Origin of the sequence: Providencia burhodogranariea DSM 19968, from assembly GCF_000314855.2 — a bacterium.
Taxonomy (GTDB): domain Bacteria; phylum Pseudomonadota; class Gammaproteobacteria; order Enterobacterales; family Enterobacteriaceae; genus Providencia; species Providencia burhodogranariea.
The window spans coordinates 1,246,245-1,269,878 of the sequence record NZ_KB233222.1; the positions used below are offsets into that span (position 1 = coordinate 1,246,245).

At 40.0% G+C, this 23,634-nt stretch carries 27 protein-coding genes and 1 pseudogene; 12 read left to right on the top strand and 16 right to left on the bottom strand.

Features of this window, described 5'->3' with window-relative positions:
- Window positions 1-116: 116 nt before the first annotated feature.
- Complete coding sequence (locus OOA_RS05255; RefSeq protein WP_008911094.1) at window positions 117-1,376, bottom strand: MFS transporter; 1,260 nt, start codon at window positions 1,374-1,376, stop codon at window positions 117-119.
- 111 nt (window positions 1,377-1,487) lie between these two features.
- Here OOA_RS05255 and OOA_RS05260 point away from each other — a divergent pair, with 111 nt between their 5' ends.
- The 3 genes from OOA_RS05260 to bioD all read left to right on the top strand — a co-directional run bounded on the left by OOA_RS05260 (window position 1,488) and on the right by bioD (window position 4,517).
- Window positions 1,488-2,390 (top strand): LysR family transcriptional regulator, encoded by a 903-nt coding sequence (locus tag OOA_RS05260; RefSeq protein ID WP_008911095.1) that lies wholly within the window; start codon window positions 1,488-1,490, stop codon window positions 2,388-2,390.
- Window positions 2,391-2,491: 101 nt separating this feature from the next.
- Window positions 2,492-3,700 (top strand): ROK family protein, encoded by a 1,209-nt coding sequence (locus OOA_RS05265; protein ID WP_008911096.1) that lies wholly within the window; start codon window positions 2,492-2,494, stop codon window positions 3,698-3,700.
- A 142-nt stretch (window positions 3,701-3,842) separates the two neighbouring features.
- The gene (gene bioD / locus OOA_RS05270) at window positions 3,843-4,517 is read left to right on the top strand and encodes a dethiobiotin synthase (protein ID WP_008911097.1); all 675 of its coding nucleotides are present in this window, start codon (window positions 3,843-3,845) and stop codon (window positions 4,515-4,517) included.
- A 51-nt stretch (window positions 4,518-4,568) separates the two neighbouring features.
- On the opposite strand, the gene OOA_RS05275 is transcribed toward bioD, so the two are convergent.
- The 3 genes from OOA_RS05275 to ydfG all read right to left on the bottom strand — a co-directional run bounded on the left by OOA_RS05275 (window position 4,569) and on the right by ydfG (window position 6,027).
- Window positions 4,569-4,802: a DUF1161 domain-containing protein gene (locus OOA_RS05275; RefSeq protein WP_008911098.1), complete on the bottom strand. Its 234-nt coding sequence runs from the start codon at window positions 4,800-4,802 to the stop codon at window positions 4,569-4,571.
- 26 nt (window positions 4,803-4,828) lie between these two features.
- The gene (locus tag OOA_RS05280) at window positions 4,829-5,197 is read right to left on the bottom strand and encodes a DUF1283 family protein (protein WP_008911099.1); all 369 of its coding nucleotides are present in this window, start codon (window positions 5,195-5,197) and stop codon (window positions 4,829-4,831) included.
- 80 nt (window positions 5,198-5,277) lie between these two features.
- A complete protein-coding gene (gene ydfG, locus OOA_RS05285) occupies window positions 5,278-6,027 on the bottom strand; it encodes a bifunctional NADP-dependent 3-hydroxy acid dehydrogenase/3-hydroxypropionate dehydrogenase YdfG (RefSeq protein ID WP_008911100.1) in 750 nt (249 codons plus the stop codon).
- A gap of 432 nt (window positions 6,028-6,459) precedes the next feature.
- On the opposite strand from ydfG, the gene OOA_RS05290 reads away from it, so the two are divergent.
- The 7 genes from OOA_RS05290 to OOA_RS05320 all read left to right on the top strand — a co-directional run bounded on the left by OOA_RS05290 (window position 6,460) and on the right by OOA_RS05320 (window position 13,069).
- A complete protein-coding gene (locus tag OOA_RS05290; protein ID WP_008911101.1) occupies window positions 6,460-6,912 on the top strand; it encodes a RidA family protein in 453 nt (150 codons plus the stop codon).
- Between the two features lie 85 nt (window positions 6,913-6,997).
- Window positions 6,998-7,312 (top strand): pilus assembly protein PilQ, encoded by a 315-nt coding sequence (locus OOA_RS05295; RefSeq protein ID WP_008911102.1) that lies wholly within the window; start codon window positions 6,998-7,000, stop codon window positions 7,310-7,312.
- A gap of 237 nt (window positions 7,313-7,549) precedes the next feature.
- Window positions 7,550-7,732, top strand: coding sequence for a hypothetical protein (locus tag OOA_RS05300; RefSeq protein WP_236611198.1), 183 nt, complete (start codon window positions 7,550-7,552; stop codon window positions 7,730-7,732).
- Window positions 7,733-8,611: 879 nt separating this feature from the next.
- Window positions 8,612-9,742, top strand: a complete 1,131-nt coding sequence (locus tag OOA_RS05305) for a site-specific integrase (protein WP_148284496.1) — start codon at window positions 8,612-8,614, stop codon at window positions 9,740-9,742.
- Between the two features lies 1 nt (window position 9,743).
- Window positions 9,744-12,212: a hypothetical protein gene (locus OOA_RS05310; protein ID WP_040690821.1), complete on the top strand. Its 2,469-nt coding sequence runs from the start codon at window positions 9,744-9,746 to the stop codon at window positions 12,210-12,212.
- Window positions 12,205-12,663, top strand: coding sequence for a hypothetical protein (locus tag OOA_RS05315; protein WP_008911107.1), 459 nt, complete (start codon window positions 12,205-12,207; stop codon window positions 12,661-12,663). Before OOA_RS05310 ends, OOA_RS05315 begins: the two co-directional genes overlap by 8 nt.
- A gap of 208 nt (window positions 12,664-12,871) precedes the next feature.
- Window positions 12,872-13,069, top strand: coding sequence for a hypothetical protein (locus OOA_RS05320; protein WP_148284497.1), 198 nt, complete (start codon window positions 12,872-12,874; stop codon window positions 13,067-13,069).
- Window positions 13,070-13,155: 86 nt separating this feature from the next.
- On the opposite strand, the gene OOA_RS21225 is transcribed toward OOA_RS05320, so the two are convergent.
- Window positions 13,156-13,722: a hypothetical protein gene (locus OOA_RS21225; protein ID WP_008911109.1), complete on the bottom strand. Its 567-nt coding sequence runs from the start codon at window positions 13,720-13,722 to the stop codon at window positions 13,156-13,158.
- A 395-nt stretch (window positions 13,723-14,117) separates the two neighbouring features.
- A complete protein-coding gene (locus OOA_RS05335) occupies window positions 14,118-14,474 on the bottom strand; it encodes a hypothetical protein (protein ID WP_008911111.1) in 357 nt (118 codons plus the stop codon).
- 130 nt (window positions 14,475-14,604) lie between these two features.
- Here OOA_RS05335 and OOA_RS20255 point away from each other — a divergent pair.
- A pseudogene (locus tag OOA_RS20255) lies at window positions 14,605-15,211 on the top strand (IS1 family transposase).
- A 138-nt stretch (window positions 15,212-15,349) separates the two neighbouring features.
- Here OOA_RS20255 and OOA_RS05340 read toward each other — a convergent pair.
- The 5 genes from OOA_RS05340 to OOA_RS05360 all read right to left on the bottom strand — a co-directional run bounded on the left by OOA_RS05340 (window position 15,350) and on the right by OOA_RS05360 (window position 18,024).
- Complete coding sequence (locus OOA_RS05340; protein WP_008911113.1) at window positions 15,350-15,808, bottom strand: YbaK/EbsC family protein; 459 nt, start codon at window positions 15,806-15,808, stop codon at window positions 15,350-15,352.
- Between the two features lie 333 nt (window positions 15,809-16,141).
- Window positions 16,142-16,522: a hypothetical protein gene (locus OOA_RS21230; RefSeq protein ID WP_008911114.1), complete on the bottom strand. Its 381-nt coding sequence runs from the start codon at window positions 16,520-16,522 to the stop codon at window positions 16,142-16,144.
- Window positions 16,515-16,958: an Rrf2 family transcriptional regulator gene (locus tag OOA_RS05350; protein ID WP_008911115.1), complete on the bottom strand. Its 444-nt coding sequence runs from the start codon at window positions 16,956-16,958 to the stop codon at window positions 16,515-16,517. The genes OOA_RS21230 and OOA_RS05350 overlap by 8 nt, the downstream gene beginning before the upstream one ends.
- Window positions 16,959-17,061: 103 nt before the next feature.
- Entirely contained in the window at window positions 17,062-17,397 is a 336-nt protein-coding gene (locus OOA_RS19745) for a hypothetical protein (RefSeq protein WP_008911116.1), read from the bottom strand.
- Between the two features lie 48 nt (window positions 17,398-17,445).
- Entirely contained in the window at window positions 17,446-18,024 is a 579-nt protein-coding gene (locus tag OOA_RS05360; RefSeq protein WP_008911117.1) for a flavin reductase family protein, read from the bottom strand.
- A 481-nt stretch (window positions 18,025-18,505) separates the two neighbouring features.
- Between OOA_RS05360 and OOA_RS20265 the strand changes: the two genes are divergently transcribed.
- Window positions 18,506-18,877 (top strand): hypothetical protein, encoded by a 372-nt coding sequence (locus OOA_RS20265; protein ID WP_008911119.1) that lies wholly within the window; start codon window positions 18,506-18,508, stop codon window positions 18,875-18,877.
- Between the two features lie 63 nt (window positions 18,878-18,940).
- On the opposite strand, the gene OOA_RS05370 is transcribed toward OOA_RS20265, so the two are convergent.
- The 5 genes from OOA_RS05370 to OOA_RS05390 form a co-directional block, all read right to left on the bottom strand.
- Entirely contained in the window at window positions 18,941-20,581 is a 1,641-nt protein-coding gene (locus tag OOA_RS05370; protein WP_083880263.1) for a methyl-accepting chemotaxis protein, read from the bottom strand.
- Window positions 20,582-20,756: 175 nt separating this feature from the next.
- Window positions 20,757-21,269 (bottom strand): hypothetical protein, encoded by a 513-nt coding sequence (locus OOA_RS05375; RefSeq protein WP_008911121.1) that lies wholly within the window; start codon window positions 21,267-21,269, stop codon window positions 20,757-20,759.
- Between the two features lie 220 nt (window positions 21,270-21,489).
- On the bottom strand, window positions 21,490-22,134 hold the full coding sequence (locus tag OOA_RS05380; protein ID WP_008911122.1) for a DsbA family oxidoreductase: 645 nt from the start codon (window positions 22,132-22,134) through the stop codon (window positions 21,490-21,492).
- A 343-nt stretch (window positions 22,135-22,477) separates the two neighbouring features.
- On the bottom strand, window positions 22,478-22,960 hold the full coding sequence (locus OOA_RS05385) for a toxin-antitoxin system YwqK family antitoxin (RefSeq protein ID WP_236611167.1): 483 nt from the start codon (window positions 22,958-22,960) through the stop codon (window positions 22,478-22,480).
- Between the two features lie 230 nt (window positions 22,961-23,190).
- Window positions 23,191-23,610: a trimeric intracellular cation channel family protein gene (locus tag OOA_RS05390; RefSeq protein ID WP_008911124.1), complete on the bottom strand. Its 420-nt coding sequence runs from the start codon at window positions 23,608-23,610 to the stop codon at window positions 23,191-23,193.
- Window positions 23,611-23,634: the final 24 nt, after the last annotated feature.

The following is a 23,634-nucleotide window of genomic DNA, read 5'->3' on the forward strand; positions in this document are numbered from 1 at the left end:
CGCTATCCTCGTTTTAAATGAGGCAATATCTTTTCTTATTTTAAGCTTGAAATACATTCCATCATTTAATAGATATTGCCAAACGAGAACACGTTGATTAGTTAAAATATTGCTCGTTAACAGCTGACTTTCAGTTTATATGCAATTAAAAGACCAATAAGCAGCATACCGCTAATAAACAAAGCAACACCATTCCACCCATATTGTAACCAGAAAATCCCACCAACTGTTCCAGCAACACTTGAACCTGAATAATAACTAAAGAGATACAGCGAAGAGGCTTGCCCACGAGCTCGTTTAGCTCGGTGTCCAACCCAGCTACTTGCCACTGAATGCGCAGCAAAGAACCCCGTTGTTAGTACGGTCATACCAAATAAAATAATCCAAAAATTTGCAAACAATGTCAGCAATATTCCTGTAAGCATAAAGGCTAGTGCAGCAATTAATACTTTTGCTAAACCAAATTTACTGGTCAAATGTCCTGACTTAGATGCACTGTATGTGCCCGTCAAGTAAATGATTGAAAGAAAACCTACAGTCGCTTGGCTAAGATTATAAGGCGACTCTAATAGCCGATAACCAATATAGTTATACATGGTGACAAAACCACCCATCAAGACGAAGCCTTCAGCGAATAACCAAGGTAAACCTTTATCACGAAAATGAAGCCGTAAATTTACCCATAAACTTTTCGGTTTTAAAGAACTCGCTCTAAAATGTTGTGATGGAGGAAGTAATCGCCAAAAGCCAATCGCCGCGATTAAGGCAAGGGAACCAAGTAATACGACAGCAACACGCCAAGAATAAAAGTCAGCAATGACACCCGTTACAAGGCGTCCACTCATCCCACCGATAGAATTACCACTGATGTATAATCCCATAGATAAAGCAACATAACTTGGATGGATTTCTTCACTAAGGTAAGTCATAGCAACAGCCGCCACACCGCTTAATGATAACCCCACAAGTGCTCTCGCGATTAAGATCCCCTGCCAACTTTGCATAAAAGCACTCAGTAACGTAAACAAAGCTGCACTGGTTAATGCGATAACCATGACATTTTTGCGACCAATCGCATCTGAAATAGGACCTGTGATGAGTAAACCTAAAGCCATAAACCCAGTGGATAGAGATAGTGAAAGACTGGCGGTTGCAGGGGAAACATTAAAATCTTCTGATAGCATAGGTAAAATAGGCTGTACAAAATAAAGCAAAGCAAATGTTGCCAAACCGACAGTAAAAAAAGATAGTGTAACTCGTAAATACAGCGCATCATCACGTTGAATATAATGTTTTTTCGGTGGTGTATTTATGGGGTTAGAGCGTTCTCCGTTAGCAGTACTGTCAGTCGTAAGACTATTTGATGAATGTTCCATAGTGATCCCTTGCCATAACAACCCAATTGATTTCGATCAAAGAATAGGAAAATTGAAATATTTTGTCTAATATATTAATCATTACAAATAATATTTTAAAAGTATCAAATAATGGCTATTGAGTTAAGACATTTACGTTATTTTATTGCCGTTGCTGAAGAGCTACACTTTGGCCGTGCAGCAGAGCGTTTGCATATTTCACAACCACCATTAAGTCAGCAAATTCAATCCCTTGAAGAACAAGTCAAAGCAAAATTATTGGAGCGTAATAATAGAAATGTTTCGTTAACACCCGCAGGCAATATGTTTCTCAAAGAAGCCTATCAAATATTGTCCCAAGTGGATGCTGCTGTAAGCAAAGCTGAAAGAATGGAAAAAGGGGAGTTAGGTGAGCTTTCTATCGGTTTTACATCTACAACGCCTTTTATGAATAAAGTCACCATGAGTTTACGTCAATATCGTGAAGCATTTCCTGAAGTCGCTATTCATATGCATCAAATGAATACCAAGCAACAAATTGCACCTTTGCTAACAGGGAGACTCGATATTGGTATCATGCGCAATACGATTTTACCTGAACAGTTAGACTACCAGCTGTTATCTAAAGAGCCCTTTATGGTTGCTGTGTATGAAGGTCATCCTTTATTGATGTACGAGCAGACAGGGGTCGATATTCGTTTACTGGCTGACTATCCACTGGTATTTTTTGAACGAGAAGTTGGGACTGCATTGTACGATGAAATCAATCATTTACTCACTTCAGCCGGTGTTACTCCAAAAATCACACAAGAAGCAGGGGAAGCAATGACCATTCTTGGGTTAGTTTCTGCCGGGATGGGTATTTCTATTGTAACGGAGTCTTTTACTCGGATGAAAATTGATGGCGTAAAGTATATCAATTTTTCAAATATCGACGCAGTATCTGAAGTTTGGTTAGTCTACAATACGCGTAGAGTACTACCTGCGGCGGCTAAAACGCTCACTGACTTACTGATTAAAAACATGGTCGGATAAATACCGTGATTTAATTCACAATTAATATGTATATCGAGGCTGTTATATCATATATTACACACAATAACTGACTGCTTTATAATGGGATTTAATGCTTAAGTATGGAAAATCAAACGGGTCATATCGATCAAATCAAACAATTAAACACCGGTATTGTCTACCGTATAATTGATCAATATGGGCCAATCTCACGCATTGCATTATCTAAGCAGTCACAGTTAGCCCCAGCAAGTATCACAAAGATTACTCGAGAGCTTATTGATGCGCATTTAGTCAAAGAAATTGAATTTCCTGTTCTTGGCTTACGCGGTAGACCCGCGATTGGTTTAGTGATCGAAAGTGAAGGATGGCAATTTTTATCAATTCGAATTGAAAATCATTCGGTTATTCTTTGCTTAAAAGAAATTAATACTCAAACAATCGTTGAACATGATTATCCATTTAATGTGAAGGGGAATGATGCGTTTTCTACGATACTAGCATCGTTAATCAATCAATTTTTTGCGACGTATTCACATTATCTTGAGCGAGTTACAGCAATTAGTATTATTTTAGATGGTATATTAGAACCTAATTCGGGTGTTATTTACCAATTACCTTATTATGATATTAATAATCTATCTTTAGGTTCTTATTTAACTGAACAAACTGGATTACCTACTTATATACAGCCTTATGTGAATGCTTTAGCTTTGACCGATTATTTTTCATTACATGCAAAAAGGACTGCAAAGAACATTATCTACCTTCAAATTGACGATATTGTAAGTGCAGCGATTATTAATAATGGAATTGCTTTAGACAGTAATACAAGGCGTGCAATACACTTTGGGCATGTGCAAGCTCATAGCGATGGTGATTTATGCTATTGTGGTGGAATAGGGTGTTTAGAAACTATAGTTTCCACTCCTTCAATTTTAAGGCAAGCGACTGAACTACTAAATTTATATCCCTCAAGCTATCTTTTTAATTGTACTGTTACCATTGAAAATATTTGTATTGGGATTGATGAAAAAGATCCGCTTTGTCTTCATTTACTGAATAATATTACAGAATTATTAGCAAAGCAGCTTAGTGTATTAATTAACATTTTTGGTACAGAATTAATTTTAATTAATTCACCTTTAAACCGAGTGGAAAGAACCTTGCACACCCTATTACAGCAACATTGCGTTAAGCAGGTCATCCCTCTATATTATGAAGGTTTGCTTATAGAAAAATCCATAATCTCCAAGAAAGAGAGTGAAACAGCCTTAATTCAACAAGCATTGTACAATGGCTCATTGCTACTTCAACTGTTGCAAGGTTAACCGAAATTAATAAATTTTTTACTATTAACTATAAAATTGAGCTAACGCAAATTTTATAGTAACCCATTCCAATAAACTGATTCCATATCATTTTTCACTGCAACTTATGCAGTAGTCTGTCACTTCAGGATAGAAAACAACCATGATGAATCTATTTATTACCGGGACAGATACAGATGTCGGGAAGACAGTATCCACGTTAGCGATATTGCAGGCTCTTAATGGCCAAGGAATTAAAGCGGTAGGTTATAAACCTATTGCTGATAAATGTATTGATACCCCAGAAGGCATGAGAAATAAGGATGCATTATTAATTCAAGGAGCATCACAAGATCTTGTCTCATACGATGATGTGAATCCAATTACAATCAAAGATAATTATAATCACGAAAATGTCATTGATTTTTCGCGAATAAAGCAGGGGTTAAACCACCTTAATAGCCAATGCGATACAGTTATAATAGAAGGAAATGGTGGTTGGCGCTACTTATTAGATGATAATACGTTCTATACTGATTGGCTAAAAGAGCAACAAGTAGGAGTTATACTCGTTGTTGGGATCCAACATGGATGCGTTAACCATACACTGTTAACTGCGGATGCGATACAAGCAGATGGATTACCTTTAGTCGGTTGGATTGCTAATCGAATTAATCCTGGGCTGGCACATTACGCTCAAATTATTAATCGATTGCAGAAGCATTTAAAAGCACCATTATTGGGTGAAATCCCATATTTATTACGCCCAGAACAGAAGGAACTTTGCCACTATTTAAATAAGGATAAATTAAAAGAATCCTTATCTATCACTCAATAGTATAACTGAAAAGGGCGCTGATGCGCCCTATAAGATTAGGTACTATATAACTTAGTGGCGTGTATAGATGATTTTATAAGTTTCATTTTGACAATGACCAACAATCTGGCCTTGTGCTTGTTCTGCTTCATCATTTGGCACAGCAACTAAGCTAAAATTATCAGCAGGAACGCCATTATTGATAATTTTTTGCTTAATTTCTTCGATTACACTTTCACATGATGCTTGTGCAAACGCTGGAGCAAGTAGCATAAATAGTGCGGGCAATAAAAGTGTCTTTTTCATTAAAACTCCTTAATAAATGAAACAACTTAAGGGCGCACTAGCGGGCGTCCTGTATTTACATCAAGGCAGCGCTTGGTATTTGGCTCCCAATAGGCATTTAGGTTAAGACTCTTTTCACAAGCATCTTTATTATCAAATGCCGAATCTATCTTATCGAATTCTTTTTCTGTACGAGAGTTTAGCTTAGTACGTAAATTACGAGTCTGATCCCACTGTTCTTTCTCTTGACGCGCTTGCTCTTTAGTCAACTGGCTATCAACATTTCCAGATGTTACACAAGTACTTCCTGCTGTACAGTTAACATTTGCTGCCTGAGCAGATGAAATTCCTAACAGAGGAAGACTAAGGAATAAGAGGGCTAAACCTCGTTTGATGAATTTATTTGATGATTTCATTACAGCTCCTTGCTAATTATTTCTATCTGCACAGTATAGACAAAAATATTGCATTTAGTCTCATAGAAAAGTACGAAAAATCACACTTCTTTATGAATTGTTAAACCTGCGAAAGTTTGACAAACTGGCATCAATTCTAGTGTATTTACATTCATTCGTGCGGGTAAATTAGCGACCCAATAAACTGTTTCTGCAATATCTTCAGGTGTTAATGCATCTGCGCCTTTATAGATATTTGCAGCCTTATCATCATCACCTTTGAGTCTAACATTAGAAAATTCGGTTCCACCGACTAAACCAGGCTCTATATCGGTAACTCGTATTTTTTTACCTTGTAAGTCCGCACGTAGTCCTAAAGAGAATTGTTTAACAAATGCCTTAGTTGCACCATAAACATTACCACCTTTATAAGGCCAATTTGCAGCTGTTGACCCAATATTAATAATGTGGCCATGATTATTAGTAACCATATTTTGCAGTACTTCATAAGTCATATTGACCAAGCCTTTAGTATTAGTATCAATCATAACTGCCCAATCTTCAGGATTGGCACTGAATGCCGGTTCTACGCCAAGAGCTAAACCAGCATTATTTACGAGCACATCGATATTTTTTAACGAACTAGGTAAGTTTTCGATAGCTACTTGAATTGCATTTCTATCTTGTACGTCTAAGATGACAGGGTGAAACTGCTCACCAAGTTCTTGTTTTAAGGCTTCTAAACGCTCGATACGGCGGCCGGTACCAATAACGATAGCGCCTTGTTGAATGAAACGACGAGCGATTGCTTCGCCAAATCCTGATGTTGCACCTGTCACTAAAATAATCATATCTACCTCAGTTTCGTTATTGTTACTTAATGAATTTTTCTATTCTAACGCAAGTATTTCAGCATTGTTGGACATAAATTTAACACAACTCGACATATCAGATAATCATAAAATCTGATCTAATATAGTTATAACAATAACTGACGTGATATTTTGTAGGCAAAATAATAATCACAATAAAAAATGGAATCGTTTTTTCCAATTAAACTAGGTTTTGTATTTTTGGGTTTGAATTTTTTACAATATAGATGTGACACTGTCACATCATGAAGGAAAAATTCTCACATCACTGGGACTTTAATAATCAAAGAAAATACTTGGAATATTTCCCGCATAAGATTAGAGTAATGTTCAGTTAGTAACTAACCAAGTAGCAACATGGTTCTACCGTATTGTGAAGGCAATAATCTATTGATTAATAAGGATTTAACAGTGTCAAAACCGTTATTAAACCAGCAAATATCTCAGATTAATGAATTGATTCACCTTAATCCTAAAGGTTTACATGACCCAACTCCAAGTGGTTATACCCATGTAGTGGTAGCGCCACTTACAGGTAATACCATTTATGTATCAGGTCAATGCTCATATCATATCGGCGATGGTGGAGTTCGAGATTTCACTGCTCAATTAGATGAAGCTCTGGCTAATATGGTTATTGCATTACAAGCGGGAGGAGCTAACGTGCATGATGTTACACGGATCAATTTACTTATCGTAAACTACTCTGAGGAACTACTGCCCATTTGGTCAACAGCCGCACGAAGCATATGGGGTGAGGGGCCTTATCCTGCGAGTACCTTGATTCCAGTACCACGACTAGCATTCAACGGGCTTTTAGTTGAAATCGAAGCGACTGCGGTTGTAATAACTGAGAAAATATAGTGAATGTAAGGTTCATATCGTTTTAGGGACGAAATATCGGCATTTCCCTTGATGTGGTTCCTGTTGTTCTGAATGGTGATAAATTATGTTAACCATAGAATCAAAGGCTGACAGTATTTTGAACATTTTATCGACGTCTGATATCGTCTTTAATCAGCGAATGATTGATACAACCGTTCAACTTAAAGACGGTGATACGTTGCTAATCGGTGGTTTGATCCAGCACAATGCAGTTAATTCTTCGACATCAACACCAGGGGCTTCCGATATTCCTTTAATCGGTTGGTTATTTGATTCTAATTCTAAAAATGAAGACATCATCTGTGATGTATATTCTTATTCGTGCGCGAATTCTGCGTACCTTGTAAAATCAATGATTGTGCGCAAAAGTTGGTTATAACAGTGTTTAGGTTGCAAATAACATAAGTGAAATTTATAATACTAATGAAATTAATAATCTAACGCTTACGATGAATGAAGGGAATATAATCATGATGGATGATTTTGATGAAGGTTGGATTTATCGCTCTAAGAATGCGGATCAATGGATGCAACTTACTGATGATGCAGCTGAATTAACTGCTGAACGTAATGAATGATAAAAAGTGATTTGGATGATGAAGAGTCTTTTTTGAAAATGATTAAAATTGGTTGGATTGATTATAACAATGCACGTTTAAGTAACAATAAGCTTCTGGGTGTTGAATTACCTGAAACGCGTCTCTATAGGCAAGGAACTAAAAATCCACAAATGAAGTTGCATGAGGTAACTCGGTTCATAAATGACTATAACGAAGCGAAAAAGAACCAATATGATTAACCAGCCAGAACGCTAGATTTCTTCATTTCATACACTGGTTCGCATAATGCATATTATGTTAAATGGGACGTAATAACCAATAACTTCATGAGATGGATCCTTTCAATGATTTAGCACTACAAAGCCCTATTGACTAAGATACGCGTTAAGAATTTAATAACTTCACTTCTAGCCAATCTGAGAATTTCAATGGGATACTCGATACAACATTTACGCATAGATAAGAAACATATACTGACCTTAATCGATGAGCAGACAACTCTTCCATCCTTGTTTGTTGCAATATACTCAATAAGAAAGCTTTCACTTCTACGCTTTCGCACTCAAGAAAAAGAATTGTTCACGCTGAAGTATTTCTTTGAGTTTTGGGAAAATAAATTTAGGTGAAATTCGTTACATTCTATCTGTAAATAATCTACCTAGTCATATTAGAGACCCTAGAAAAGAACCAATAACAATAAAAAATAGATTTTCCCTGCGTGAAATTCTTTTAGATGAGAAAGATTACTATTATATTAATGAATTAAGGAACCCATTATTCATTAACACTGATAAGTCGATTGTAAATGATTCGCAACTTTTATTTATTACCAATCGAGGTTCATGCAGGCCCATAACATATGACACGGTCCAAAAATATTATTCCAAAATAAATTCACATTATAATAGCTTATATTCTGACAAAGATTTTCATACCTTAATGCCTAAGATCACTCCTCATGTTGGTAGACATTCATGGGCATATATCACCTTAGGATATATTTACAATAAGTTATTTGATGAGGAAGTTAGGCTTAAAAAACAATACGGTATTAACAGTCGGTTAAATGGTCTACTTGATGCAGCAAGTGAACAGCTTAGAAAAATAGTTGTGAGGATTTGGAGGATAAGCTTTTATTCATTCCTAGACCAAAAACAGGTGATTTTGGTGTTTATAAAAACATTGACAATGTACTACCTTCTTCAGTTATTTCATTGATTGAAAATGGGTTAACAGAATGGGCTACAAGGTATACACCTACTTTGAATTCGCCTAAAGAAAAAAAAGAGCTATTGACAAAAATAAAAGAACTTCAGGTAGAAAGTCAGTTACTTGACTGTATCATACTTGGTTTGTGTTTTATCACAGGCGCAAGGCCTGTGCAGCTTTCCAAAATTGCTGTACAAGATATTTGTATTGATGCTCAATCGAATTTAACGACCCGATTTTCAGTAATGATCCCATATGCAAAAAAAACGAAAGTAAACATTGAACGGATTGCAGTAGCATTACCTGATGAGCTAGGTAAATTAATTTGTTTATATATATCACTTACCCAACTTACATCCAGTGATCCACTACTTCCACAAAAAGTAAGCTCCATCACTATGGTTAATGATGCAATCAATCGTCAATTAATACGTTTTTCATCATTAGATTTTCAAGATGCAGTAAAAAACAATGCGACCATTGTACCGAGGTACACTTCATCTTTATTTCGACATAATGTTGGACATTCAATGGCTCTTAACGGCTCTAGCGCTGAAGAAATAGCCTATATCTTAGGCCATTCAAGTACGGTTGCTGCGGGATATTATATTTCATCAACACGAAGCTTGGCTGAAATTAGAGAAAATGCATTAGGTTCCAACCCTGTTTTTCAGAACATGATTGCTTTAATGATGACAGGTAGTTTAGTTCAAAGAAATGACTGGATTGGTCGTAAAGTGGCAGGAAATATTAACAATCAATTTCATTTTAATATCGGGGGTTGTACTTACGACAATGCTCTCTGCCCATTCTCTCAGGTCAGAGCTTGCTACGGATGCCTTTATTTTAAACCTTTTATAGATGGTGAACATCAGAAGGTGTTTGATTCAATAAATGAAGAGTTGATTCAACTAATAAAACAAGCAGATTCTAGTCACATTGAATCTCATCCATTAATTGCTGAAATAACCAGAAGAAAACAATATGTAATGATGGTTATGACTAGGATCCAATTATATTCATCAAGGAATGATTTTTAATATGCAAATACAACTAGATAACTTAAAAAAATTCATCTTAAAACAGAAAGAGATTTTCGAGTTAAAATTAGCTGAATATGGTTGTGAGGGCATGATTTCTTGGTATGATCCTCAATGGTTTTTTGGTGAAAAAGGTGTGGCCTGGTTTCGTCAAGGAGGGGCTGGTAATTTAAATTTTGCATCCACATATAAAATGAATGGTTTGGAAAAATTAGAGGTTAATTGCCAATATATCGAGTTTATGAAGGCTATTATTATTTCTGAGATTTTCACCAAAAATATGTCCTTATCTGGTATTGCATTAGATAAAAGGCTTAATGTATTAAAACGTTGGTATCATGAATTATTCATATTAACGAGTCAAACATCCCCAATCTATCTAACTGCTGATATTGTCTATAGTGCGATGAAAAGGCATTATGACAACTCATCGAGTAAATCAAATGTTAGTGATTATTGTGATATAGCAGTGCTATTAGCTCGAATTTTACGTACACAAAATTTCACACTCACTAATATTGAATGCATCAATAAATATCCCTGTCGTAACCCTACACATAACACCAAAAAGCGTAAATTGGCCGAGATGACTGGCGAACATACAGATGATGAAAAGTTAATAACAATTCGTACATTTATGCATATTGTTGAAATGATTTATTTGGCAAAAACTGATGCTGAAAAAGTATTTTTGAATTTCATGATGCTATTAATCGTTACTGGTTTTCGTTTCAGAGAGGCTCAATGTTTAACTATAGATGCTTTAGTTAAACGAGAGATTATCGATTTGGATAAGATTGAACATGCAAGAAGTAATGGATTACCAATATATCATCTAGGCATCAGATATTTAGGGGCAAAAAAGGCTGGTTGGCGAATTCATTGGTTGGCACCCAGCACAATACCTCTAGTTGAGTCTATTTTTAATGCAGTAAAAGAACTAACCTCAGATAGCAGAAAGCGATTAAATAATTACAGAAAATCCAGTTTTATGAATTATCTCCCTCCTCCACTTTTAGACTTAGATCGGGATTTAATAGAAGTATCAGAGCTAGAAAACATCATATTCCAAGGTAGTGGTGGTATCCGTGGTAATGGTGGTTTCAGACGCTCAATAATTTCATCTTTCAAAAATCATGGTATTGGAATGCAGCCAGTTCATATTGAGGAAATAAATAAGGTAGATAAGCATTTTTTCTTCACAAAGCAACAAGTCAATCAATTTATAAAATCTAGATATGAAAAATTAAAAGCGTTTCAAGTTGGTGATGAATGTTCAATGATGATCAAAGAAAGTGGACAATCCCACAAGTTTTTATATGAAGACTTATTATTTATAGCCCCTATCGGATCTTTTGCTTTGAATAAAAATCTCATCATTTTATCGAATCCTGTTCCAGTTGATTCGGCTAATATCTTGGCTTGGCTGGGAGCGGAACCGAATCGCAAATCTTTTTTCGAAATGCTAGGAATGACTGAAGATGATGGTTCTCGTATCTCTATGGGCACTCATTTCCCTCGGCATAATATTAATACGTTTTTAGCCATTGCCGAGGTAACTGATCACTTACAAGCGATGTTAATGGGGAGAATGGACATAACACAGAACATCCATTACCAACATGTGGCTGAATCGCAAAGTTTTCGTGCTGCATCCTTATCAACAATGATGTTAGAGGACCGTTCTAATAAAAACCAAACCGGCATTGATCATCAATTGTCAATTTACCGTAGAGAAAACATTTCAGTTCAAGCACCGGACTTGAATCACTCAAATTCGTTTCTTAAAGAAACTGGGATGATGCTGATCGACCTAACGGTAAATATTGAAACTAATTTTAAAACAAACTTGCAGACCTATGGCCAAACTAATAAAGAGGTTGCTAATTATATAACCAGTACCATTTCTGATTCATTTTTACCTGAATTAAAAGCTGCTCATGCTGCTTTAATTACATCACAAAAAGATAAAGAAGCATCTGAATTAATATCACGGCATGCGTTACTCCATCCTCTCGAATTAGGTTGCTGTACACGCGATATTGGCCGTTGGGGATGCCCTTTTGCGATGAAATGCCAATCTGGTTTACCCTGTGGATATTTCACGCTCTCAGGTCATCCCAAGGAGATATTTATCATTCGTAAACAGATTGCTCAACGAGAAATAGATATCAAAAAATTAGAGGAGTTGGTTGATGAGGATCCAGGATACACATCTGCTTTAAATGAAGCCAAAGAGTCGCTTTTAATTCTAGAAGAGTTTGAAAAAAACACCTTTGTTTCATTAAGGGATAAAAAATTCATTTCTATTTTATCTCATAATGAAGCTAACCCTCTGCTACCTATTTTTAAACGTATTGAAACACAAATGGCTATAGGCAAAACACCTAATACACTCGCAGACCTTTTCTTCATTGAGCATAAGCGAAAAAAAGCACAACAAGCTAGAATGGATACTAATAATGGATAATAACAAGCGATTAGCTGGTAGCGAATTAGATAAATACATCGAGTCCGAGCTTTTGGCTATGGTTCGAGAAGGAATAGAACATGCCCCGATTAAAGCGGCTACATTACACAAACGTCTTTTGCTGAAAGGCTATGTGACAGGGTCACTCAGCACTCTATCAACACCTAACCGCAAAGAGATGATACGTGACTATCAAAAACGTCAGTTAAACCAAATGGATATGGATATTAATGAAATCGCTACTTTGGTTAATGGTAGGAAAGCAAATGAAACGTATAGGAAACAGGCTTTACGAATGCGAAACGAGCGTGATGAAATGGCAAAAAAGTTGGAACTGAACACAATGGCCGTACTAGATATAATAAATGCTGTTGATTTAACAACCCCTATCAAAGTTGAAGACCTTCTTTCGCCTTTTCTTATAAGAGAACTCAGGAAAGCGAAAAAATAAATTAAGACTCCCAGGGTATCATTCCTTGGGAGTCTTAATTTGTATCAGTTCGGACTTGTACAGACCGGTTTTGTTGATAGAACACAGCATACCTGACTGTCTGGTCTGAGCCAAAATCGGACGTTGGCAGCTATTGTTGATCTCGCGATGTTTTTTTTTAAATAGTATGCCGAATAAAATCAGCTCTTTTCAGGCGGCCAAATTCAGTGTGCCACTTCAGTTCAATGAAGAGGAACTTCCGTATACTCTTTACGAAGTTAATGCATCATGGCGCCATCGTTCAGAAGGAAAAGCGGAGAAACGCTGTTTTCTTTATTCCTGGGCAAATGACACTGAAAACGATTACCGTCGTTACATTCGAGTATTTGATGAATGTGAAAAAAATCTGATGCAATTAGTAAGTTAAAGAAAAAACACGACATTAACTAATTAACGCCCATAAAATAAGCGCCTCTACGGGCGCTTTTCTTTGTGAGAGAGGTACTTAATTTATCACCCCCGGAGGATCCTGTTCAGGAAATACCTTTTAACTTCGGGTTTAAGGAGAGAACTGAACTCCCACGCAAGTGCATAGCCTTCATCACCGCCTGCTTCATTTTCGAAACCACAAGTCTGGAAATAGCTGACGTGATTATCCAATAGGTAGTCATGCACCTCGACAAAAAAATCCTCGAAATTTACATCGTAATAACACTCTGACAGGCGTTGTGACTCCATGTGACGCGCCCGCTTTGTCTGACCGTTTTCGGCGCAGAACACACCATCGAGATAGCTTATAGCGCTTTTTTCAATGCTTTTGAGCTGAGCTTCCGTTGTGCTTTGCTGGCACTGAAAGGCGCAGAACAGGTAGAAATTAGGGTTGTTGGTGCCGTATGAGCGGGATGTTAAATCGCCCATCGTAATTCCTACTTTCGCAAAGCCGAGGTCTCGGCTGTCAGCACCCACGTAAAACCATTTGTTGGGAGACTCAAAGTTCAACTTATCACGTTCCATGACTGCTGCCATTTTATAGTCGTCATCAGGAATTTGCAGGTCGTACATCTGTTGTGGCTTTTTCATGGTTCCCTCTATGCATTGTTGTTTGAAGTCTAATCAAAGTAAAAAACTGCCTGATATAATAAAATTTAAATCAGTGCAGGAAGGTGCCAACGATCACCAGATCGTCACCGGGTTTGCGCGCCAGCCAGATGTAACCCTGGCGGTCGAAGCGCTCCCAGATTTGCTCAAAGGTCTGGCCAGGTGGCTGGGCGCACTGGTTATGTCAAACCGACGGGCCATGAACTGGCCCGGGAAGTAACCGAAATCATGGAAAGCAGCTTGCCATTGAGTACCTTCTTCATCTGGCATATGGAAAAGTTGCATAGGGCGTTCACCTGGTTCGAACTCAATAAAGCTCGCTGAACCAGCCGGGGAAGTGAGCACCCGAACATGGCCATCAAAACTTAAATTGTTTGTTATACTTCAAGCACGACAGAGTCAATAGACAACCTTGAGTTATCAGAAATATCCTCGACAAACTCAGCCCACGTACCTCTCTCGACTCTTCGACTGCAATAATGCGAAGTTGCCCTAATGAAGCCAATAGCGACGTCATACAAATCTTGGATAAATTCTTCTATAGTAGCTTCGTTGTTGTCACCGTAGGATAAAAATATAGAGTCACGATAGTTCGCTTTACCACGGTATCTAAATGCCTGAATAAGGAAATTAACTTGTCCTTTTTCTAGTGCGTGATCGCGAACTTCGCGAGCAGCTTTCGTGCGAAAGTTGTCAACACCAAGAGCTTTGAAATCACGAGAAGTTCTCACCATCTCTTCTGTTTCCCACTTTTTGTAGCCATGAGTCCCCTTTAGATAGGAAACCAGTGCACCATAAGCAGTTTCAGGTAATGCCTCTAATTGGTTGAATGTGATGTATAATGCCCGATTTTAAGGTTCACTCATGGTCAGTGTTACCGTTCATTGTCCCCGTTGTCAGTCCGCCCGGGTTTACCGTCATGGTCAGAACCCTAAAGGGCATGACCGGTTTCGCTGCCGTGACTGCCACCGCGTGTTTCAGCTCACTTACTCTTACGAGGCCCGTAAACCGGGAGTTAAAGAGCAGATCACCGAGATGGCCTTCAACGGTGCCGGAGTTCGTGATACCGCCAGGGTACTGAAAGTCGGCATTAACACCGTCATTCGCACTTTAAAAAACTCTCGCCACGACGAATAACGTCATCTCCGGTAGCCCATGCTGATGTTACGCTTATCTGTGAACTCGACGAGCAATGGAGCTTTGTCGGCAGTAAAGCCCGGCATTACTGGCACTGCTCACACCTTTTAACATTGGCATGATAACCAGCGACGAATGGGGGAGTTATGCCAGAGAGGTGCCGAAGGATAAGCATCTGACCGGCAAGATTTTTACTCAGCGCATTGAGCGCAATAACCTGACGCTGAGAACCCGAATCAAAAGGCTGGCCCGCAGAACCATCTGCTTCTCACGCTCTGTTGAGCTGCATGAAAAAGTCATCGGTGCCTTTATCGAAAAACACATGTTCTACTAATTGGAGTCATTGCCAATTATTATTATAAATAATTGATTATTATAAAAAGAAAGATTTTATAAAGATATACCCAAAATAATTGGCGTTGCGTCAAGCCTACGCAGAAACAGCGTCAAGTATGACGAGTATAGGATTAAATTAGCAGGCAACATCTATCCAGGTCGCACGGGTAATACTGGCAAGCCGTTCTGGCGTAATTTTAACGCCAGAATTAGCGCTTCCTCCGGCGGGGATCACTTCGTCATACTGATTCAGACTTTGATCGCAATAAACGTTGACGCCATCGAGAGCAGCGAAAGGACACACACCACCAGGGTGATAACCGGTCAAGATTGCCACCTCTTCCGTTGGTAGCATTCGAGCCTTCACGCCAAAAAATTGTTTAAATTTCTTATTGTCTATGCGCGAGGTGCCCGCCATTACCAACAATACCACTTGCTCATTAACCTTACATGACAAGGTCTTAGCTATCTGTCCGTTTTCTACTTCAAAGGCTTCTGCCGCTTGCTGCACCGTTGCCGTCGGTTTTTCATGTACGGTGACGTTAATATCGGGGGCATGCTCTGCGAGAAACTGACGAACACGTTCAACACTCATCTTATCTCCTTAGAAATTATTATTTTGCTAGGTATATTAGCGTTATCAGTACCCTTCTAACCTAGCAATTTGGGTAATTCAAGCGCTATACCGCACAATAATAAAATATTGAGTAAACGATAGCGGGAGCTGGCTTCAGCTTCTCTCGGTAGAGGTGTTCCTGGTAAACCTTTTGATCCACGTCAGGAATGCTTTGATTTTTGGTGACTGCCCCGCGTGTTGAGAATAAGCCACGAAATGACATCCGTTACTTGCCATAGGATAGTTAAAGTAAAACCCCACGATAGACGTGGGGTCAGTTGGAGGTAAGCTCAGGATTTAACCACTATCTACTTACTGCTCATTTGGCTTCAATAATTTATGCGCTTCGAACTTCATCACATGGGTGCTTACTGCGGCCTGGAATACTTTGAAAATAAGTCCATTAATAAATGTGGTAATCGTCAGGGTGATGAAAGCGGTCATCACCCAATCAATCGCCGTGATGCCGCTATGCAGCAGGTACGGATGGTAAACGGCCATACCGGCAATCACCGTCCAATGACTCAAGCAGTAAAAGCATTGAAAAAGGTGGCCGATCATCGGATTTTTCTTGGCCGTCCATGCCCGCCATCCAGCAAATAACTCAGTCTGGGTGATGGTCATTGATATGCTCGCTGACGCCAAGGCGATCATCAGGCATACGGACAGGTCCGAGGCTAAAATATCAGTCATTATGTTGTCCCTTATCGTTGAGGTAGTTAATAAACTCTGTGCCTATATCTTGTAGAGTAAGGCTCTTAAATCTATCTAAAATAAGCGTTTCTGCTTGGTGAAAAGTCTCTGACATCACACGGTTTACACCTTGCTCGACCAGGCAATTGGGGTTGTCATTACGATGACCGAGCGCAAAAATTTCCGGGGAACCCAGTGCGGCGTAGATATCATATAAGGTGACCGCACTACTCGGTTTACACAGGGTCCATCCCCCGTGGTGTCCTTTCGACGAGCAAACAATTTTGCTCTTACGTAGCCCGGCGAGCAGCTTACGTATCACCACCGGGTTACTTTCAATGAAAGCGGCCATCTGTTCAGACGTTAGCGGTTTATCGGCATCCTCAAGATGAAGCAGGATGTGCAGTGTTGCGGAAAATGAGTTGTTTGTTTTCATGTAACTTATAATATTACATAAGATGAAAGATGGCAAATGTTTGTGGGGAATATCCCCAGATTAACCGTTAAGTTAACACTAATGGCATAAACAGAATTTAGCGTTACGAGAGCCAGGAGAGGTCATAAAGGAACTTCAGAACTCTTTTTATTGTGCGGGATACTTTTTCTAAATAGACGGTAAAGGTTGATTTTTCTTTCGGTTGCGGGCAAACAACGCCCTGCTCTGACAGCGCTTGCCAGGCGGCGACTCGCACGCTAAATACAAAGTCCTTTTCTTTAATCTGCAACAAAATAGTCTGGCTTTCCTTACCGGGTACTTGGCGAAGTTTTTCGATAAGCGCCAGCCGCTTGCGATAATCCGTCTTATCGCGGGAAAGCAATTCTGCTTGTGTAAAGTTGATAGGTATTCCTCCATGAATAAAATAATAAACAGCCAACCACCCAATAGATTATCTCTGAGCATTGGCTGGCTATCGTCGTTATCACTACGGCTTTTCAATCTGTAATGACTCGCCTATGGTGTAGAAATTGCCACCGGCGATATAGTGCAGACTGCGTAATTCTGCGGGAGCCGTATCAAAATACCAATGCCCTTCTCTGAATACCCGGCTATCCGCCCAGGCTCCTACCACTTCACCGATAAACAAATCGTGAGCGGCTTGATTATGTGGCTCGTTAATCAATCGGCATGCCAACCAGCCGGAACATCCGGCAACAAACGGCATCTCGTGGCCTTCAACACTGAATAGCTCTACGCCGCTGTCTTGCAGTTTATTAGGTTCGGTGAACAGGCTGTGGCTGCCGAGTTCATAGGTCAGTTGCATCTGCGCCACGGTGGGAATTTGAATCACAAAAGTGCCGCTTTTCTCAATCAATTCACGCGTTTTAGAGATTTTATCTAACACCACGGTCAATTTTGGTGGCGTGAAATCCAGAGCGCAGGCCCAGGCCGCCGCCATCACGTCCTTGACTCCATCATGACTCGCTGAGACCAATACTGTTGGCCCATGATTAAGTAAGCGGTAAGCTTTTTCCAGTGCCACTGGTGCAACATGTTTATTCATCTCACTTCCTTATTAACGATAATCAATATTAACGACAACCCATGCCCGGTATTATATTCGCAAAAACACCACAATTAATATAATTACAAAGCGCAACTATTGACCTCCCCTCTTGTTAATGACTGTGTTTTTGTCACTGGTGCAATAACAGGTACTATTCGTCATCCTCTACATTTATACATGGTGGATAATATGCTTTGGAGCTTATTGCAGTTTTCTCAATCCTCTACTAATGGGAGCGCTAATGTGGATCCACACGCTTAAGGCACGATTGGCTTACTGTTCGCAAACTGAAAGCGAGATAAAACGCGCTAAAGGCAAGCAACTGCAGGTAATAAAAGAAAAGTTGTCAGACGAAATGGGATTGTCAGTTGGGTTTCATACTATGGAGCTGCTACTTGCATTGAGTATGCTCGGCATCATTTTGAGCTTTTCTATCCCTCAATTTGCACTATGGTCGGCTATTTTTTCGTGGTTCTAGTTGCCAGAACATGCAGTATTAGTTGCAGTGTTTGCTACTGCGTTAGTTTTTGCAGGCATAAATGCTGTGATTGTCTTTATGGTTGGCAAAGGTGTTATGGCGGCAATCAGAGCACATTTGGTATTAGCCACAGTCACCCTGCGCATCGCCAGTCTATACTTTTTCACTACCCTGCTAAGTTATTCCAACGAGGTGTCTTGGTCAGGCGTTAATCTCTTTAGCGGCGGCATCAGTATTGTCTTGGTGATTGGAAGTTTTTTTATCATTCACTCGCGAACCTTTTATCTGATGCTCGTGTATTCTTTGCATAACCGCGCATTGCGCAAAGTCCTGTCAGAGTCGATTCCGCGGGCTAAAACACTGGCCAAATAACGCCTTGTTAATACAGCCCTCGCACACCTCGTGTTTGGGCTATAAACAACCGTAACACAAAAATCAGGCTGGCAATCTAAAGCGTGATATCGCCTGTTGCAGGCTTTGGCATTGGCCAAAGAGCTTAGTTGAGGATGTGGCCGTATCATTGACCAATACGTGATTACGTTCAGTCACTTTATTCAGTGTCGAAATTCGCTCTGCAACATCATCAATACTTTGGCTTTGATGGACGGAACCGTCAGTAATTTCTTGGACTAATGCACTGAGCCTTTCGATAACGGTAATCACTTGCTGTAAACTTTGGCCGAGGTGTCCGACAGAATCAGCGCCTTTACCAATTTGCTCGACAGAGCTGCGGATCAGCTGGTGAATATCCTGGCTAGACTGGCTACTTTTGCTCGCCAGCATCCCCACTTCTTTCGCTACCACCGCAAATCCCCGGCCTTGTACACCCGCGTGTGCCGCTTCAATAGCGGCATTGAGTGCCAAAATATTAGTCTGAAACGCCACGCTTTCTATCATCGCCACAATACCGCTCATCTCTGAAGACTGGCTGACGATGCCTTTCATTGAGTGCTCAACTTTTTGCATCATGCTGCTTCCCCCCGCCGCTAATGTGCGCGCCTGCTCAGACTCGGTATTCGCCGATTGTGCATGCGCCACATTGTTTTTCACTCGCTCATTGAGCGATGAGAGATGCGTCGAAGATTGCCGCGAGAGTTCTTCATTACCTTGAACGATATGATCAATATTGACACTAATGTGCCCCGATGCTTGACGAACATCTTCCACTAATTTAACCAACCCCAATTGCATGCTCTGCATGCTTTCTGCTAGTTGGCGAACTTCACGACTGCCCTTGGCGGTAAAATCATCGGCTGGTGATAAATCCCCTTCCGCCATTATTCTTAATTGCGCATTAACGGATTTCAGTGGGCGAATAATCCAGGAATTCACTCCCCACCACACCACTATCGCAATAATGAATAGAAAAATCAGTGTCGCGACGGAGAGCCATTTCGCCTTAACCAGTGACGTTAACAAATTATGGCTGAGATCATCAGAATTCTTCGCGCTAATGGCTTGAAACTGGAAATACTTATCATTGAAATCACTCTGAAATGCCTGAATCGGCACCTCAAAAAAGGCATCAATATTACCTTTTTTACTCAGGCCATCGGCTTCTTCAATAATACCGCCCATGAATAACTCATAGCTGGTCTTTAAATCAGTAAACGCCGCCTGTTGATTAGCAGGCATATGATGACTCAACGCAATAAATTGGCGATACGATTGTTCCGACTCTTTTAGCGCGGCTTGCGCCTCACTGAGCAAACTATTCCAACTGCCTACCGAGCCAGTTTCTTTATCTTCCATATAATACACGCCGGCCCGGTTAAGCTTATCGCTGGCAATAACTAATGCCATACGTGCGTGGTCCAGCATCATTTGTCTTTGTCGCAGCGTCGATGTTTCGGCCACATTATTATTAGTAACGTGAAGGATTTTCGATAAAACGAAGGTTGAAAACAGTTGCAGCGAAGAGAACAGCAGAATAATCGCCACACACCCAGAGAGAATGCTGTATTTACGTGTTTTAAAACGCCCGACGATAGAAGAGAAAAACACATTCCTGAAAGCTTTTTTATCGGAGTGAGAGGCAATAAATTGCCCTTCAAGCTGAGATTGACTCATAACCATTTCTTTTGAAATTCACATAGATAGCTAACTATATCAAACGAATATGACACTTTTGTGAAATGGATTATGAGGGGGAATACCTGCATGAGTGAAGGCAGCGGTCCAATCAGCGATATAGAATATCACCCGTTTTAAATCAGACCGCCTTTAACCGCTTATTTTTAATTTATTACACTTACAGTGCAGCAGAACGTGCTTTATTTTGGCGTTGGAAAGGCAACACTAACGTTAAGATCAGCCCCCAGAATAAGCCAGCAGTCACACCACTGATGCCACCAAATACCGAATTATATAGCCATTGCTTTTGTACTTTTGGATGCGTTGCACCATAAGATATCAGCGCAAACTTGGTAAAAAAGGCAAACAAAATCAATAATAAAGTACTATAAGAACCCGGTCTTATCACTGAACCTGGCTTGCTGCCAGCACGTAGGGGTTGTGAGCGACGGGCACAGAACCGCCCGATAAGCCCACCGACTAATAACCCAGGCAACATAAATACCAATGCTAACTCACCTTGCCCAGCAACAGCAGAGCCGGCCAAAATAAGAAATACTAGTGGCAGGAGGAATAATCGTTTCAATAAAATTTCACGATCCTGCAACGCATTAATACCCCGATAAATCAGCCAAGCCAATATTACCCATACAAAAACTGGCGTTTGGCTGATAATATCCATTAACGTCATAACGGCCCTTTTTTATTAGTATTACTGTGAAATGAAGCAAATTGATAGGTCACGATTGCTAACGAATAACCCGCCAGCAATCGCCCCTCAAGATGCATTATCCCTTAATGGTTCGCAAGGAATTTCAGCGAGTAACGACCATCCAAATCGCAACCAGTTATGACAAATCATGCCTGTGATTTATGACAAATCGTGCAGCCATTTTTTAATCGTCCCGTTTTTAATCCTGCTCGCCTCGTTTTCGCGTAATAGCGTCTTGCAAAGCGTTTTGAATGATACCCACTGGATGAGCACCAGAAATAATCTCTCCGTCAATATCAAAGTTCGGCACGCCCTGAATATCAGCGACCTGCGCAATCGCTTGACGCGTTTGTATGACACCAGCATCGCTATTGAGATAGGCTAATGCCTGTGCCCTCTCAAGGCCATTTTCTGCAGCAATCTCGGCAAGAACATGGCTATCACCAATGTCTCGGCCATGTTCAAAATAACCGCTAAATAATGCATTGGCTAAATCATCTGCTTTAGCAAACTGACGCGCCCATCCCATCAGGCGATGCGCCTTAAAGGTATTGGGCGTTTTTAAGATAGCGGCGTGATTGAAATGGATATCGTCGTTCGCAGAGGCCGCAAGGATACGCTGATCCAGCATTTGGCTGTATTCCAGGCTGCCAAATTTTTTGATGCGATAGCTGGTGCGATCAACCCCTTCCACCGGCATCGTTGGATTAAGCTCATAAGGCTGCCACACCAGAGTGACTTGAACATCCTGAGCCAGATTACGAATGGCCTGCTGCAAGCGGCGCTCACCAATAAAACACCAAGGGCAAACAAAATCAGACGTGAGCGTTACGGTAATAGTCATGTTTTATCCCAACTGTGAAATCGTGACGGGTTTATCAGGCTTCCTGTTGTGAAGATCATCAACCCGCAATAACTTGCCAGTCGAGCAAAATAGCGTGCCAGCAATGTCATGTAAACCATACAACGCATTGGGGGAATGTTAACCGTTGAGCTTTAGCAGTGAGGGGAATAAACGGTGTCGCTTTGCCATTGATTCGCCGATAGGCCTTATCAAACACTATCGGCATAATGCACTCATGTAGACCCTGCAACTTGAAGTTTATTGGGTATATATAGGTATCATAAAATAATAAGCATGCACATTATTTCATTGGGATGAATGTGACTTATTCATGTTCCTGCTGCTATTCAGGATAACCGTTTTTGTACTGCATCTTTTTAACCACATTGCCATTGTCGTCAAATACCTTGATTTCACCATCCGCTAACCCATTTTTATAAAAAATTTCCGTTTTCAGCTTTCCAGCCTGGGTATAGCTTTGCGAGAGCCCTTCCGCTTTACACTTCACCAACGGAGTATGAGCTCTTAATTGCCCATTGGGATAATACACATCCATATACTCATCAAAGCATTTATTTTTCACGACGGTTTTAAACAGAAGATGTCCATTATCATCATTTTTAACTAATGCGCCTTCTGGCGTTCCTTCTGAGACAGCAATCTCAGGTACAGACACTTTCATCGACTCCCTTTTTAGGTCTGCAGCTGTCATCCCTTTTGCGTAATCGGGGGTCATTCCAAGACCATCCATCGTATTGGTCACCGTTGAAGATAAGTCAGCACAACCTGACAACAACATAATGATAGCGAGACAGATTTTATTCATGTTAGTCCAAGTCAATTTAATCCGGCACATAAAAGCCCTGAATTAACAACAACATTAATATGGTTTTTATTCAGTGCCATGTGTTTTTAAACAGAACGCTGAAAGCATCAGCACAACAACGTTTACAACTTTAGAAGTATTATTTACATCTTGCAAAAAATACAAATGAAATCTAAACGTTTTGATGATTTTCAGAATTGACTTAGATTATTGATTCATAACCCTTTACATTATGGGTGGATCCTTGGCAAGTTGAGTTTAAACCTAATGGCAAGCAGACGAATTAAGGTACAGGTGCCGATGGCAAACCATAAACTATAGTTCTTATTGATATATCCGACCTCGCCCGCCAGTTGAATAACCGCGCCTGCAAGTGCCGCTGATGCATATATTTCTTTAGTAAAAATAGCGGGTACTCTTCGTAAGAAGATATCCCGTAATGCCCCGCCACCTACGGCGCTGATACAACCAAGAAATATGGCCAATTCGGTATTGCCATACAAACTGTAAGATTTATGCACCCCAAAAGCAGCAAAAAAGCCCAAACCTACTGCATCAAAGAATAAGGCGGGCTCAGTTAATATACGCAATATTTTACGAGAGGAAGCTGTTAATATCACAGCAATGGTCACTAATACCAAATACTCCATGCTGATAAGCCCTGCGGGGGGGAA

Bases quoted from the DNA above. Each gene is read 5' to 3' on its own strand.
- OOA_RS05275 (WP_008911098.1), bottom strand. From the start codon at position 4,802: ATGAAAAAGACACTTTTATTGCCCGCACTATTTATGCTACTTGCTCCA.
- OOA_RS05385 (WP_236611167.1), bottom strand. From the start codon at position 22,960: ATGAATAAAATCTGTCTCGCTATCATTATGTTGTTGTCAGGTTGTGCT.
- OOA_RS05360 (WP_008911117.1), bottom strand. From the start codon at position 18,024: ATGAATAAACATGTTGCACCAGTGGCACTGGAAAAAGCTTACCGCTTA.
- OOA_RS05265 (WP_008911096.1), top strand. From the start codon at position 2,492: ATGGAAAATCAAACGGGTCATATCGATCAAATCAAACAATTAAACACC.
- OOA_RS05370 (WP_083880263.1), bottom strand. From the start codon at position 20,581: ATGGTTATGAGTCAATCTCAGCTTGAAGGGCAATTTATTGCCTCTCAC.
- bioD (WP_008911097.1), top strand. From the start codon at position 3,843: ATGATGAATCTATTTATTACCGGGACAGATACAGATGTCGGGAAGACA.
- OOA_RS05335 (WP_008911111.1), bottom strand. From the start codon at position 14,474: ATGGTGAGAACTTCTCGTGATTTCAAAGCTCTTGGTGTTGACAACTTT.
- OOA_RS21230 (WP_008911114.1), bottom strand. From the start codon at position 16,522: ATGACTGATATTTTAGCCTCGGACCTGTCCGTATGCCTGATGATCGCC.
- OOA_RS05350 (WP_008911115.1), bottom strand. From the start codon at position 16,958: ATGAAAACAAACAACTCATTTTCCGCAACACTGCACATCCTGCTTCAT.
- OOA_RS05380 (WP_008911122.1), bottom strand. From the start codon at position 22,134: ATGACTATTACCGTAACGCTCACGTCTGATTTTGTTTGCCCTTGGTGT.
- OOA_RS05310 (WP_040690821.1), top strand. From the start codon at position 9,744: ATGCAAATACAACTAGATAACTTAAAAAAATTCATCTTAAAACAGAAA.
- OOA_RS05375 (WP_008911121.1), bottom strand. From the start codon at position 21,269: ATGACGTTAATGGATATTATCAGCCAAACGCCAGTTTTTGTATGGGTA.
- OOA_RS05315 (WP_008911107.1), top strand. From the start codon at position 12,205: ATGGATAATAACAAGCGATTAGCTGGTAGCGAATTAGATAAATACATC.
- ydfG (WP_008911100.1), bottom strand. From the start codon at position 6,027: ATGATTATTTTAGTGACAGGTGCAACATCAGGATTTGGCGAAGCAATC.
- OOA_RS05255 (WP_008911094.1), bottom strand. From the start codon at position 1,376: ATGGAACATTCATCAAATAGTCTTACGACTGACAGTACTGCTAACGGA.
- OOA_RS21225 (WP_008911109.1), bottom strand. From the start codon at position 13,722: ATGAAAAAGCCACAACAGATGTACGACCTGCAAATTCCTGATGACGAC.
- OOA_RS05295 (WP_008911102.1), top strand. From the start codon at position 6,998: ATGTTAACCATAGAATCAAAGGCTGACAGTATTTTGAACATTTTATCG.
- OOA_RS05280 (WP_008911099.1), bottom strand. From the start codon at position 5,197: ATGAAATCATCAAATAAATTCATCAAACGAGGTTTAGCCCTCTTATTC.
- OOA_RS05260 (WP_008911095.1), top strand. From the start codon at position 1,488: ATGGCTATTGAGTTAAGACATTTACGTTATTTTATTGCCGTTGCTGAA.
- OOA_RS05300 (WP_236611198.1), top strand. From the start codon at position 7,550: ATGATTAAAATTGGTTGGATTGATTATAACAATGCACGTTTAAGTAAC.
- OOA_RS05390 (WP_008911124.1), bottom strand. From the start codon at position 23,610: ATGGAGTATTTGGTATTAGTGACCATTGCTGTGATATTAACAGCTTCC.
- OOA_RS05340 (WP_008911113.1), bottom strand. From the start codon at position 15,808: ATGAGTGTTGAACGTGTTCGTCAGTTTCTCGCAGAGCATGCCCCCGAT.